Source organism: Nonomuraea sp. NPDC049637 (assembly GCF_040675235.1).
In the GTDB taxonomy this organism is placed as follows: domain Bacteria; phylum Actinomycetota; class Actinomycetes; order Streptosporangiales; family Streptosporangiaceae; genus Nonomuraea.
Window position 1 is genome coordinate 160,479 of the sequence record NZ_JBFAOM010000009.1, and the last position, 13,289, is coordinate 173,767.

Genomic DNA, 13,289 nt, shown 5'->3' on the forward strand with positions numbered 1-13,289 from the left:
TGAACATGCGAGCAGGTCTGGCCCGTTCATGCGCCGAGGGGGCGGCATGAGCAGGGCGTCCCGAGCGCACCAGCGTCTCGCGGTCCGCTACTTCGACGACCGCATCCTGCTCACGGACACCTGCGCGTGGGCGTACTTCCGGCTTCCGACGGTCAGCTACGAGTTCGTCACGCCGGAGGAGCGCGAGGCGCTGGCCACCAACGTCACGATCGCGCTGGCCGCGATCAGGATGCCCGACGCCGAGGTGCACCTGCGGGTCGCGCACCGCACCTATCCGGCGGCCGAGTGGGCGATGGCGCTCAATGCCACCTCCGACGAGGGGCCGGGCTGGCGCGACTACCTGGAGGAGATGTACCGGCACGTCTGGGCGAAGGACTTCTGGTCGAAGGAGGTCTACCTGGGCGTCCGGCTCGGGCCGCGCGGCAAGCAGCTCGGCAGCGGCGTGCTCGCCCAGCTCCTCGGCTTCTACCAGAAGACCGAGAAGGCGCTCGGCATGGAGGACGACCACGTCCCGGACAGCGAGATCAGCCGCTGGACGGAGTCGGCCGAACGGCTGGGCCGGGCCCTGGCCTCCAGCGCCCTGTACGCCAGGCACGCCACGTCCGTCGAGGTGGCCTGGCTGTTCCAGCACTCCGCCGCCGGAGCGGTCGGCGACCCGCCGCCCTCGGCCAGCCCGAAACGGCGCTGGGGCAAGGGCGAGATCGAGTCGCTGGTCGAGGGTGAGATCCACAACGGCAGGTCGCTGCTGCGGATCGTGCAGCCGCAGGGCGACTCGTACGTGGCCCACCTGTCGTTCGCCCGCTTCCCCGACCTCATGCCGTTCCCCGACGGCGAGCCGTGGATGCACTTCGCCGACCAGCTGCCCTTCCCGGTGGAGATCTCTTCCAGGATGCGGCTGATCCCGCCGGTCAAGGCGTCGAAGGACGTCGCGCGCAAGCTGGCCCACGCCCGCGACATGGACCACCACATCCGCGAGGCGGGCGCCGAGGCGCCGATCGCGCTGGCCGAGCAGATCGACGCGGCCCGCATGCTCGAACACGGCATCACCAAGGAACGGCTGCCCTTCGTCTACGGCTGGCACCGTCTGATCGTCTCGGCCCCCACGGAGGACATCTGCGTGCAGCGGGTCGAGGCGGTCGTCGAGCACTACCGCGACATGGGCATCGATGTGGTGAACTCGACCGGCGACCAGTTCTCGCTGTTCTGCGAGGCGCTGCCGGGCGAGAAGGTGCGCGTCAACGCCTACGCCCAGCGCCAGCCGCTGCGGACGATCGCGGGCGGCATGGCCACGGCCACCGTCGACCTCGGCGACCGGCTCGACGACGGCAGCGAGGGCTGGCTCGGGCCCTACATCGGGGAGACGGTCGGCAGGGCGCGCAGCATCGTGCACTTCGACCCGCTGCTGGCCGCGAGCCGCAACCGGCCGACCGCCATCGCGATCACCGGCGAGCCGGGCGGCGGCAAGACCACGCTCGCGCTGCTGATGATCTACCAGATGGCGTTGCGCGGGGTCACGGTCGCGGTGATCGACCCGAAGGGCGACGCCGAGTCGCTGGTCCAGCTCCTGGAGAAGCGCGGGCGCAAGGCCCGGGTGATCCCGCTGGGTTCGGCGGCGCCGGGGCTGCTCGACCCGTTCTCCTTCGGCGACGACATCGCGGCGAAGAAGACCATGGCGACCGAGACGCTGCGGCTGCTGCTGCCCCGCATGTCGGAGGAGCGCGAGTCGGCCATGATCCAGGCCGTGGCCGCGGTCTCCAACGGCCCCGACCCGTCGCTGGGCAAGGTGGTCGACTACCTGGAGCAGGCCGACGACCCGGCCTCCAAGAACCTGGGCGCGGTGCTGCGTTCGATGTCGGAGATGCACCTGGCCAGGCTCTGCTTCGACCCCTCGGGCGGCGACCAGATCGACAGCGAGGGCTGGACCACCGTGTTCACCCTGGGCGGCCTGACGCTGCCCGACGTCGCCACGACCAGGGACGACTACTCCTACGAGCAGCGGCTGTCGGTGGCCCTGCTCTACCTGGTCTCGCAGTTCGCCCGCAGGCTGATGAACGGCCTCGACCGGCGGGCCCCCAAGGCGATCTTCCTGGACGAGGCCTGGGCGATCACCTCCACACCGGAGGGCGCCAAGCTGGTCCCCGAGGTCAGCCGCATGGGCCGGTCCAGGAACACCGCGCTCGTCCTGGTCTCCCAGAACGCCGGTGACCTGCTGAACGAGCAGGTGACCAACTGTCTGTCCTCGGTGTTCGCGTTCCGTTCCACCGAAAGGGTGGAGGTGGACCACGTCATGTCGCTGCTCGGCGTGGAGCCGTCGGAGGAGCACAAGGCAGTGCTCCGCTCGCTCGGCAACGGCGAATGCGTATTCCGTGATCTGGATGGCAGAGCCGGGCGCATCGGAGTAGACCTGATCTCCGAAGAACTGCTCCGCTGGCTCGACACGAACCCGACACACGACAAACCAGACGGTGGCGGGCATGATGATCTTCGAGGGGGCGTGGGCAGGGCGCAGGAGGTACGGTCATGAAGATCCGACTATCCCGACGACTGGCGCTGGCGCTCGCGCTCGTGAGTGCCGTCTTGGTGATTCCGCTGGTGGTGGGCGGTCTCTCCACGCCCGTCGCCGCGGCGCCCTGTGACCTGTCGGGGCCGCTCAACCCCGAGATGATCGGCGGCGGCACCGACGGCATGATCCAGCCGCCGCCTCCCGCGGGCGGCGTCCAGGCCCCGACGACGAACTACGGCCAGTTCGGCATGGCCGGCCAGTTCTGGCAGACCCACGGGCTCGGCTGCTCCGACTACGTCGCCGTGCTCGGCAACATGTGGGCCAACGGCGTCTTCACCGCGGCCAAGGCCATCGACCGGCTGACGATCACGACGTACCAGGCCGCGGCGACGGAAGGACCGCTCCAGTCGATCAAGGACGTCGTCGACGACATCGTCCAGAACCTGTCGGAGGCCATGTACTGGCCGTTCCTGCGGCCGATCGTGATCCTCGGCGCGATCTGGCTCGCCTGGTACGGCCTGATCCGCAAGCGGGCCACCACCACCGCCGAAGGCGTGATCTGGATGGTCCTCGCGGTCACCGTGGCCGTGTGGTTCTTCAGCAGGCCCGGCGACTTCACCGGGCTCGGCAAGGTCGTGACCGACAAGACGGGCGAGGTGGTCAACTCCGCCTTCTCCGGCCTGCCGGGCGCCGGCGGCGCGTCCTGCCTGCCGCCACCCGGCCAGACGAACCCGCAGGTCAAACCGGGCGGTTACGGCCAGGTCGGCACGGCTGGCGTCGACCAGAACGCCGACGCCCTGTGGTCCACGCTGGTCTGCAAGCCGTGGCTGGTGGGCATGTTCGGCACCGCCGACCCGCAGCAGCCGATCGTGCGCGACTTCGGGCGCAAGATGCTGGAGACCCAGTCGATCGCCCCCGCCGTGGCCGGCCAGCCCGCCCCCGACATCGCCGCCCACCAGGCCGAGTACGCCAAGGTCGCCGAGCTGCTCAAGAACGACTCCCGCTACACCGTCTTCTCCGGCCGCGACTGGTCGAGCAGGCTCGGCGTGGCCGTCGGCGCGCTCATCGCGGCGGTGGTGGCCGGGTTGCTGATCTTCCTCGTGGCGGTCTCGCTGCTGGTGCTCAAGGTGGGCTTCCTGCTGCTGCTGATACTCGGGCCGGTGTTCCTGCTGGTCGGCGTGCATCCGGGCAGCGGGCGCATCATCGCCATGCGGTGGGTGGAGATGCTCGTCGGCACGCTGCTCAGGCAGGCGGTGCTGACGCTCGTGCTCAGCGTCCTGGTCTACGGGTACGCGCTGATCATCTCCACGGCCATGCCCTGGGGGCTCCAGGTGCTGTTCATGGCCCTGCTGACGATCGCGGTGTTCTTCTACCGGCGTCCGTTCCAGCACCTGTTCGCGTCCTTGAGCGGCCACACGGTCACCACCCGCATGCTCGGCGACGCCGCGAGCTCGCCCGTCCTGGAGCGGGCCGCGAACGTGTTGCCGCCGGTCGCCGGGGCCAAGCTCGGCCGGTGGGGCCTGCGCAAGGCAGAGCCGCTCATCAGGGCGGCGGCGGCCGGCAGCGGCGCGGGCGCGGCGGCCGGCGCCGCCGTCGCCCAGGCGCGGATGCGCGGCGAGGAGGGCGAGGGCGTCTCGGCCGGCACCCGGATGCCGGTGGCGGCCGCGCCGCTCGACACCGACCAGCACGGCGGGAAGGCGGGGGCCCGGCCTCCGCTCGAACCCCGCAGGGGCACCGCGCCCCCGCTCAACCTCGGCGGCCAGGCCGGCAGGACGCGCCCCGCGGCGGCGGGCGGCGCCCGCGGCGGCACCGGCGGCGCGGCGGCGGGCGGCACCCCGTCCGGTGGCATGGCCGCCGGAGCCACGACCTCCGGCGGCTCCGGCAGTGGCGGCGGCGGTGGCGGCGGTGGCTGGTTCGGCGGGCGGTCGGGCGGCGGATGGGCCTCGCGTGGTGGTGGTTCGGGTGGCTCGCGTAGCGGGTCGTCGGGCGGCTCGCGGGGCTCCCGGTTCGGCGGGTCCGGCGGGTCGGGTGGCTCGCCGTCCTCGGGGTCGCGGTCGCGTGGCTCCGGCGGCGGGCTGTTCGGCGGCGGCGGATCCGGGAACGGCGGCGGGCCCAGGAACGGCGGCGGGTCCAGGTCCGGGGGGTCCGCGCCGCGGCCGTCCGGCGCGTCGTCGGGGTCCAGGATCTTCGGTTCGGACGAGCCGTCGTCCCGCTCGTCCGAGGCGCCGCCGCTGTGGTTGCGCGGCAGCGGCAACGGCGGTTCGGGTGACGATCCTTCGGTGCCGTTCTGGCTCAAACCCAACCGAGGCAAGGACTGACCATGGCTCAGTCCGGTGACAAGCGCGGGCTGGCCTTCGCCGCCATCGTCGTGGTCATCGCCGCGGTCGGCGTCTACCTCACGATGTGGCCGAGCTCGGACGATCCGCCCGAGCAGGCCCCGGCCGCGGGCTCGACGTCCGCGTCCGCGCCCACGGCGGCGAGCAAGCCGCTGGCCACGGCCAGCGCCGCGCCGTTCGACGTCTACTCGTACCTGCCGATGAAGAAGGAGCAGCTCGCCGCGGCGGCGGACCTCGCCGAGCGCTTCACCGCCGTCTACGGCACCTTCAGGTACGACGAGGACCCGGCGGCGTACGCCACGAGGGTCAAGACGTTCACCACCGCCGAGCTGGGCAACATCCTCGCCCGGACGCTCACCTCGGCGGGCACCGTCCAGCAGAACCGCGACGACCAGATCGTCTCCCGGGCCACGGCCAGGCTGAAGGAGATCAGGCAGATCGAGAAGACCTCCATCGTCTTCGTCGTGACCGAGACCAGGCAGGTCACCGCGAAGAGCGGCAACCGGCAGGACGTCGAGGACCTGGCGGTCACGGTGAGCCAGCTCGGCGCCGACTGGCGGATCTTCGACGTGCTGCCCGCCACCGAGGGCCAGGACGGGGACAGCTAGCGGTGAAGCCCTCCCGAACCCGCCTGGCGCTGCTGCTCGGCCTCGCCGGGATCCTGCTCCTGGCCGCGATCATCGTCTCGCCGATGTTACTGGTCACGATGCCGTCCTTCCTGAACGGCGGCGGCGAGGGCTCGGTCGACTGCGAGGGCGGCACCCAGGTGCAGGAGGTGTCCGACTCGGGCGCCGCCGACATCCCGGGCGACTACCTCGACCTGTACAAGAAGTGGGGCAAGAAGATCGGCGTCCAGTGGACCATCCTGGCCGCCGTGGGCAAGCGCGAGACCGACCACGGCCGTTCCGACCTGCCCGGCGTCAAGAGCGGCACCAACTACGCGGGCGCGGCCGGCCCGATGCAGTTCCTGATCTCGACCTGGGGCGGCAAGGCGCAGATCCCGATCTCCTCGACGTTCAACGGGTACGCCTCCGACGGCGACGGCGACGGCGTGGGCGACGTCTACAACCCCGCCGACGCCATCCTCGGGGCCGCCAAGATGCTCAAGCGCAACGGCGCCCCCGAGAACGTCCGGCGGGCCCTGTTCACCTACAACCGCGCCTGGTGGTACGTCGACCAGGTCGAGGAGATCGCCAGGAAGTACGCCAAGTCGGGTGCGGTGGAGGTGCCGCCGCAGGCCTCGGAGGAGTGCGACGACCCCCTGGTGGCGGCCGCGCCCAGCGACGTCGTGGCCAAGATCCTGCAGTACGCGCTGGCGCAGCGCGGGAAGCCGTACCTGTGGGGCGGCACCGGGCCGGACGCGTTCGACTGCTCGGGCATCATCTACGCGGCCTACCGGGCCGCCGGGCTGAGCATCCCGCGCACCACGTTCACGCAGTGGCCGTTCGGGGTGAAGGTGTCAGCGGGCCAGGAACAGCCCGGTGACCTGGTGTTCTTCAACGCCGGTCCGGGCACCTCGGCCGACAGTCCCGGTCATGTCGGGCTGGTCGTGTCGAAGGGCAAGATGCTGGAGGCCCGGTGCACGCTCTGCGGGCCGATCAAGGTAACGAGCTACCAGGCGCGCGACAACAAGGTCGGCTTCACCCGTCCGCTGCAGAACCCCGATGTGCTTGACCAGCTCAAGAAGCTGCAGAATCCCGCACTATGAGGATGACGAACGCATGAGCACGATCGTGGTCGCGGCGGTGATCGTCGCCCCCGGCGGCAGGGTGCTGGCCGCGCAGCGCGCCGCGCCCGCCGCGCTGGCCGGGGGCTGGGAGTTCCCGGGCGGCAAGGTGGACCCGGGGGAGAGCGAGGTCGCCGCGCTGGTCCGGGAGTGCCGCGAGGAGCTCGGCGTGGAGATCGCGGTGGGCGCGCGCGTGGGCGAGGACTGGGCGTTGTCGGAGGGGTACGTCATGCGCGTCTGGCTGGCCACGCTCACCTCCGGCACGCCCGAGGCCCGTGAGCACCTGGCTCTTCGCTGGCTGGGGCCGGGCGAGTACTACGACGTGGAGTGGCTGGGCGCCGACCTGCCGATCATGAAGACTGTGGAGAGTCTGCTTCAGCAGGATTAGACCGTCTCTCTCTGTGACATAACGATTACTACACGTGATTTGTCGCAGTGGGGGAGTGGAGTGATGCGGCGTGGCTGGATCCTTTCTGGAGCGCTGATCCTGGTGGCGTTGCCCTCCGTGCCCGTGGCGGCGGCGGGGGTGACGCTCGTGCTCGAACGCGTGAGCGGCCCCGAGGGTGTGGGCCAGTGGATCAGGACGGGTGACGTCCAGCGTTTCAGGGTCCGGCTCAACGGGATGGGCAAGGGGGCCAAGGTCGCGGTGGCGACCAGCCCGGCGGCGGCGTTGTCGGGGTTGGCCTGCCCGTCGCCCTCCGGAGCTTCCCGGCTGTCGGCCGGCGGGGCTGAGGGTTCCGAGGCTTCCGGGGCTTCGGAGGCTTCGGAGGCTTTTGGTGGGGTTCCGGCGTCCGAAGAGGATCCCGTGGCGGGGTCGTGGGGCGCCGGGCGTGCGACGGATCCGGATGCCGGGGCGTTCCCGGAGGAGCCGGAAACGCGGCGGCCGGCGCCGGGCCGGCGCCTGACCCGCTCGGAGGCCGGTAGCGGCGCGCCGCAGACCGAGGCCGGCCGGAGGATGTCGCGCGCCGAGGACGGTTGGGGCGCGCCATGGGCTGAGGACGGTCTGGGCGCGTCGTGGGCTGCGGGCGGCGGGGGGGTGTCACGGGCCGAGGGCGGTCGGGGCGTGCCTCGGGTTGAGGGTGGTCAGGGGATCTCTCAGGCTGAAGGTGGTCGAGGGATGTTTCCGGCTGAGGGTGGGCCGGGTGGGGGGCAGGCCGGTGGGGGGCGGCAGGCGGCCGGGGTGCTGGCCGCGCGGGCGCTGGCCGGCGTGGAGGGTGCGGCTTCCGGTGGCGGTACGTTTCCCGGCGCGCGGGTCTGCGCCCTTGGGCCGATCTTCGGGGAGCGGGCGCTTGACGTGACCTTCCAGGCGCCCGAGGGGGCCAAGGAGGTGGTGCTCGCGGCGGTGGCCAGGATGCGGACGCCCTCCGGTGGGCTGACCACCATCAACAGGACCGCGTCCATGCAGGTCGCCGAGGAGATGCCGCGCGAGGCCGCCACCATCAGTGGTCAGGCGGTGCCCGTTCCGGCCACGGCCCCCCACAAGCGGAGGCGGCCGGGCCGGCAGGTGGCAGGCGCGCAAGGGCAGCAGCCGGGCTCCGCCGGGCTCCTCGCGGGGACGGGCAGAGGTGCCGCCGGGCTGGTGCCGGGGACGGGCGGACGCGTCGCCGGGCCGGTGCCCGGGACGGGCGGAGGTGTCGCCGGGCTGGTGCCCGGGGCCGGAGGAAAGGCGCGAGGCGGCCGCTCCGGCCTGGCCGGTACGACGGCGGGAAGGGGCGGCCTCCCTGGAGGAGCCGCAGGCTTGCCGATCACCGGTGGAACCCAAGGGGCGCTCCCGCGCGTCGGCGGCGGCGGGGGCGTGGCGCGGGCACCGCGACAGGGAGGCACGGGCGGAACCCTGGGGGCGTTCCCGCGTGCGGGAGGCGTCGGCCAGGGCGTCGCCCCCGGCAGGACCGGCCGGGCGCCCGCCGGCGCTCAGGGGACGGCCCGGAACGGCCTCCCCGGCGGCCTGGCGGCGGGCAGCCTGTCGAGCGGACTGACGGGGCCCCTGCCTGGGGGTGCGGCGCATAAGGGGCTGTCCGGGGTGGCAGGGGCGGCGCAGGGCGTGGGGCCGGGGATGACGCACCAGAGCTCGCCGGGCGGCATGACATCGGGGACCATGCCCGGCGGTGTGTCACCGGGAAGTGTGGCCGGAGGTGTGGCGCCGGGGAGCGCTGCCGGGAGTGTGGCTCCGGGGGGCGCTGCCGGGAGTGTGGCTCCGGGGGGCGTCGCCGGCGGCATGATGCCCGGAGGTGTCGCCGCAGGCATGGCCCCGGGAGGCGTCGCCGCAGGCATGGCGCCAGGAGGCGTCGCCGGGGGTGGGGCGTCGGGGGGTGTCGGTGGCGGGGTGCAGGGCGGAGTGGTGCCCGGCGGTGGGGTGGTGAGTCTGGCGCCGGAGTCGGGGGCCGGGGCGCCGTGGCCGGTGCAGGTCGTGGAGGCGCGGAAACCGGTTCGTCCGGTCGCGTACGCCAGCCCGCTGGACGGGCCGCGCGGTTTCTCGCTGGTCATCGGGGCGATCGGCGTCCTGCTGGGAGCCTTGTGGCTGGTGACGCGAGCAAAACGCAGCCATAAGCCGCGAAACGTATAGTAATTCCGTCTTTACTGTTGCTTTGACCCGACTAGTATTCCCTTGACCATGGTTCCGGGACTATGCGGAGGGCTCCGGTGGCACGCACGCGAGCGACGGCCGTGTCCGCGATCGTCCTAGCGCTCGGGCTCACGGGCGTCGGCGTGGCTCCCTTCGTCGGTCAGAGCGCGAGCGCTTCGGTCAGTGGCGCGGCGTTCGACCCGGCGGTGGAGCCCTGCGACGCGGGTCAGACCTGCGATCCGCAGACCACCGTCACGGTCACGACGACGTTGGGCACGCCCACGCCGGAGGAGGCTCCGGAGACGACGATCACCCACACCGTCACCGCGAAGCCGACGAAGACCACGAAGGCCCCGAAGCCGCCTAAGACCACCACGGCCCCCACGCCTCCGCCGCCCGTCCAGGAGACGACGCAGCAGCCGCTGGCGCCCCTGCCCACCGCGCAGACCACGGCCGCGCCGCTGCCCACGGAGCAGACGACGGAGCCGTCCGTCCAGATGCCGTCCGTGGCGTCGACGGACCCGCCCACCACGGCCGCCCCGCTGACGGCCGACACCGGCCCGAGCACCGACTCCGTCCAGCTCGAGGTGCGCGCGGCCGCGCCGGAGTTCGACCAGAAGTCGCTGACGCAGAAGCTCAGCATCCCGGCGCTGGTGCTGGTCCTGCTCGCGCTGTTCGCGGTGCTCATCTTCGAGGGACGGCTGCGCCGCATGGCCCACGCGGCGGCCGTGCGCAAGGCGGGCCCCCCGATGGGCTCGCCGATGGGCCGCCCGGACGCGCCGCCGCCCGGCTACCCGGCCGGACCCGGCTACGCCACGGCGTCCTTCCCCGCCCCCGGCTACCCCGGTGGCACGGCGTACGCGCCGATCATCAGCTTCGTCCCGATCCAGACGTACCCGGCCGGTCAGCCCGGCTACGGCCCGGCCCACCACGACCCGGCCTACCACGACCCGTACGGGCCCCAGGGCGGCTACCCGCACGAGCCGGCGCCGACCGTGCCCGCCACCATGCCCGCCACCGCACCCGAGCCCGTCGTCCTGCACCCGGACGAGTTCGACTCCTACAACGAGCCGCCGCAGCCCGCCCAGGACTACCGTGACCCGTTCGAGCCGCTGATCCCGGCCGAGCAGCCGCCGGGCGACATCCCGCCGGGCGGCGGGAAGCCGTACGAGGACGAGCGCGAGTTCCCGCTCGCCCCGGCGGCGGCGGCCGAGAGCGGCGACTCCGAGCCCTGGCAGCAGGGCCCGTCCCTGTTCGAGCCGAAGCAGCCGGTCCAGCCCCGCCCGCCGGTGCAGCCGCAGGCCGAGCAGCCGGGGCCGCCGGAGGGGTACCAGCCGTCGCCGTACCTGCCGCCGGAGGGGGACGCCGCGACGGTCGTCCAGCCGCTGCCGCCGCAGCCCCCGGAGGGCGCCACCAAGGAGATGCAGGACCCCAAGCACCGGAAGAAGCGCTGGGGCCGCAAGTAGCACAAAGCGGAAGCGGGGGCCGGATGCATCCGGCCCCCGCTTCCGCTTCTCCGCCTACTTGGCGCGCTTGAAGATCTTGTTGCCCAGCCAGACCAGCGGGTCGTACTTGCGGTCGGCCACGCGCTCCTTCATCGGGATCAGCGCGTTGTCAGTGATCTTGATGTGCTCGGGGCAGACCTCGGTGCAGCACTTGGTGATGTTGCAGTAGCCGAGCCCGTGCTCCTCCTGGGCGGACTCCTGCCGGTCGGCCACGTCGTACGGGTGCATGTCCAGCTCGGCGATCCGCATGAGGAAACGCGGACCGGCGAAGGCCGGCTTGTTCTCCTCGTGGTCGCGGATCACGTGGCAGACGTTGTTGCACATGAAGCACTCGATGCACTTGCGGAACTCCTGCGAGCGCTCGACGTCGACCTGCTGCATGCGGTACTCGCCGGGCCGGACGCCCGCCGGCGGGGTGAACGAGGGGATCTCGCGGGCCTTCTGGTAGTTGAAGGACACGTCGGTGACCAGGTCCTTGATGACGGGGAAGGTCCGCATCGGGGTGACCGTGATGGTCTCGTCCTCGGAGAAGGTGGACATCCGGGTCATGCAGCCCAGGCGCGGCTTGCCGTTGATCTCCATGCTGCACGAGCCGCACTTGCCGGCCTTGCAGTTCCAGCGCACCGCCAGGTCGGGGGCCTGCGTCGCCTGCAGCCTGTGGATGATGTCGAGGACGACCTCGCCCTCGTTCACCTCGACCGTGAAGTCCTCGAGCTTGCCCTCGCCGCCCTCACCACGCCAGACCTTGAACTTCGCCTTGTAACTCATTTGGCAATCCCGTCGAACTCGGCCATCTCTTCGTCGGTGAGGTACTTCTTCAGCTCGTCCCGGTCGAACAGGGTGATCAGGTCGTCGCGCATGGACGGCTGCACCTTCTCCACGACCTGGACGCTGTTTCCGTCAGCGGTGGAGCACACCAGCAGCTTGCGCCGCCATTCCGGGTTCATCCCCGGGAAGTCGTCGCGGGTGTGGCCGCCGCGGCTCTCCTCGCGCAGGAGGGCGGCGCGGGCCACGCACTCGGAGACCAGGACCATGTTCCGCAGGTCGATGGCCAGGTGCCAGCCGGGGTTGTAGATCCGCGAGCCGGCCGCGCCGACCTGGCGGACGCGCTCCTTGAGCTTCTCCACGACCTCCATGGCCTCGGAGACCTCCTCGGCCTTGCGGATGATGCCGACCAGCTCGTTCATCGTCCGCTGGAGCTCGTGGTGCACCTCGTACGGGTTCTCGCCGTCGCGCTGGAGGGGCGCCAGGGCCTCCTCGCGGGCCGCGTCCACGAGCTCCTGGACGACCTTGGGACGGGCCTTGAGCCCGTCGACGTAGGCCGCCGCGCCCGCGCCCGCGCGCCGCCCGAACACCAGCAGGTCGGACAGCGAGTTGCCGCCCAGCCGGTTGGACCCGTGCATGCCGCCGGACACCTCGCCCGCCGCGAACAGGCCGGGCACGGCCGCCGCGCCGGTGTCGGCGTCGACCTCGACGCCGCCCATGATGTAGTGGCAGGTCGGGCCCACCTGCATGGGCTCGGCGGTGATGTCGACGTCGGCCAGCTCCTTGAACTGGTGGTGCATCGACGGCAGCCGCTTCTTGATCTCCTCGGCCGGCAGGCGGGTGGAGACGTCGAGGAAGACGCCGCCCTGGGGGGATCCGCGGCCCGCCTTCACCTCGGCGTTGATCGCGCGGGCCACCTCGTCACGCGGCAGCAGCTCCGGCGGGCGCCGGTTGTTGGCCTGGTCGGTGTACCAGCGGTCGCCCTCCTCCTCGGTGGTGGCGTACTTGTCCTTGAACACCTCGGGGATGTAGTCGAACATGAAGCGCCTGCCCTCGGAGTTGCGCAGCACGCCGCCGTCGCCCCGGACGGACTCGGTGACGAGGATGCCGCGCACGGACGGCGGCCAGACCATCCCGGTCGGGTGGAACTGGATGAACTCCATGTTGATCAGGTTGGCGCCGGCCAGCAGGGCCAGGGCGTGGCCGTCGCCGGTGTACTCCCAGGAGTTGGAGGTGACGACGTACGACTTGCCGATGCCGCCGGTGGCCAGGACCACGGCGGGGGCGTCGAACAGCAGGAAGTTGCCGGTCTCGCGCCAGTAGCCGAACGCGCCGGAGATGCGGTCGCCGTCCTTCAGCAGGCGGGTGATCGTGCACTCGGCGAAGACCTTGATGTAGGCCTCGTGGTCGCCGTGCGTCTCGAAGTCCTCCTGCTGCAGCGCGACGACCCGCTGCTGGAGGGTGCGGATCAGCTCCAGGCCGGTACGGTCGCCCACGTGTGCGAGCCGCGGGTACTCGTGACCGCCGAAGTTGCGCTGGCTGATCTTGCCGTCCTTGGTGCGGTCGAACAGCGCGCCCCAGGCCTCCAGCTCCCAGACGCGGTCGGGGGCCTCCTTGGCGTGCAGCTCGGCCATGCGCCAGTTGTTGAGGAACTTGCCGCCCCGCATGGTGTCACGGAAGTGCACCATCCAGTTGTCGTCGGGGTTGACGTTCCCCATCGCGGCGGCCGCGCCGCCCTCGGCCATGACGGTGTGGGCCTTGCCGAACAGCGACTTGCAGACGATCGCCGTGCGCTTGCCCTGCTGACGGGCCTCGATGGCGGCCCGCAGCCCGGCGCCGCCCGCACCGATGACGACGACGTCGTATTCGTGACGCTCGATTTCCACTGGAA

Annotated in this window: 9 protein-coding genes; 6 read left to right on the plus strand and 3 right to left on the minus strand. The window is 71.8% G+C overall.

Annotated elements, in window-relative coordinates:
• Positions 1–46: 46 nt before the first annotated feature.
• From AB0J71_RS15420 to AB0J71_RS15440, 5 genes are read left to right on the plus strand one after another with little or no spacing between them, the layout of a single operon-like run.
• Positions 47–2,524 carry an ATP-binding protein gene (locus AB0J71_RS15420; RefSeq protein ID WP_352327917.1) on the plus strand — a complete coding sequence of 826 codons (2,478 nt, stop codon included), beginning with the start codon at positions 47–49 and terminating at the stop codon, positions 2,522–2,524.
• A complete protein-coding gene (locus tag AB0J71_RS15425; protein WP_364414593.1) occupies positions 2,521–4,821 on the plus strand; it encodes a type IV secretion system protein in 2,301 nt (766 codons plus the stop codon). The genes AB0J71_RS15420 and AB0J71_RS15425 overlap by 4 nt, the downstream gene beginning before the upstream one ends.
• A gap of 2 nt (positions 4,822–4,823) precedes the next feature.
• A complete protein-coding gene (locus AB0J71_RS15430; protein ID WP_352327915.1) occupies positions 4,824–5,447 on the plus strand; it encodes a hypothetical protein in 624 nt (207 codons plus the stop codon).
• 2 nt (positions 5,448–5,449) lie between these two features.
• Entirely contained in the window at positions 5,450–6,547 is a 1,098-nt protein-coding gene (locus AB0J71_RS15435; protein ID WP_352327914.1) for a bifunctional lytic transglycosylase/C40 family peptidase, read from the plus strand.
• Positions 6,548–6,560: 13 nt separating this feature from the next.
• The gene (locus AB0J71_RS15440) at positions 6,561–6,953 is read left to right on the plus strand and encodes a (deoxy)nucleoside triphosphate pyrophosphohydrolase (protein WP_352327913.1); all 393 of its coding nucleotides are present in this window, start codon (positions 6,561–6,563) and stop codon (positions 6,951–6,953) included.
• A gap of 2,401 nt (positions 6,954–9,354) precedes the next feature.
• Here AB0J71_RS15440 and AB0J71_RS15445 read toward each other — a convergent pair.
• The gene (locus AB0J71_RS15445) at positions 9,355–9,660 is read right to left on the minus strand and encodes a hypothetical protein (RefSeq protein ID WP_364414595.1); all 306 of its coding nucleotides are present in this window, start codon (positions 9,658–9,660) and stop codon (positions 9,355–9,357) included.
• Between AB0J71_RS15445 and AB0J71_RS15450 the strand changes: the two genes are divergently transcribed.
• Positions 9,635–10,594, plus strand: a complete 960-nt coding sequence (locus tag AB0J71_RS15450; RefSeq protein ID WP_364414597.1) for a hypothetical protein — start codon at positions 9,635–9,637, stop codon at positions 10,592–10,594. The genes AB0J71_RS15445 and AB0J71_RS15450 overlap by 26 nt on opposite strands.
• A gap of 54 nt (positions 10,595–10,648) precedes the next feature.
• Here AB0J71_RS15450 and AB0J71_RS15455 read toward each other — a convergent pair whose 3' ends face one another.
• A complete protein-coding gene (locus AB0J71_RS15455; RefSeq protein ID WP_352324162.1) occupies positions 10,649–11,401 on the minus strand; it encodes a succinate dehydrogenase/fumarate reductase iron-sulfur subunit in 753 nt (250 codons plus the stop codon).
• Positions 11,398–13,284 (minus strand): fumarate reductase/succinate dehydrogenase flavoprotein subunit, encoded by a 1,887-nt coding sequence (locus AB0J71_RS15460; RefSeq protein ID WP_364414599.1) that lies wholly within the window; start codon positions 13,282–13,284, stop codon positions 11,398–11,400. The genes AB0J71_RS15455 and AB0J71_RS15460 overlap by 4 nt, the downstream gene beginning before the upstream one ends.
• Between the last annotated feature and the right edge of the window lie 5 nt (positions 13,285–13,289).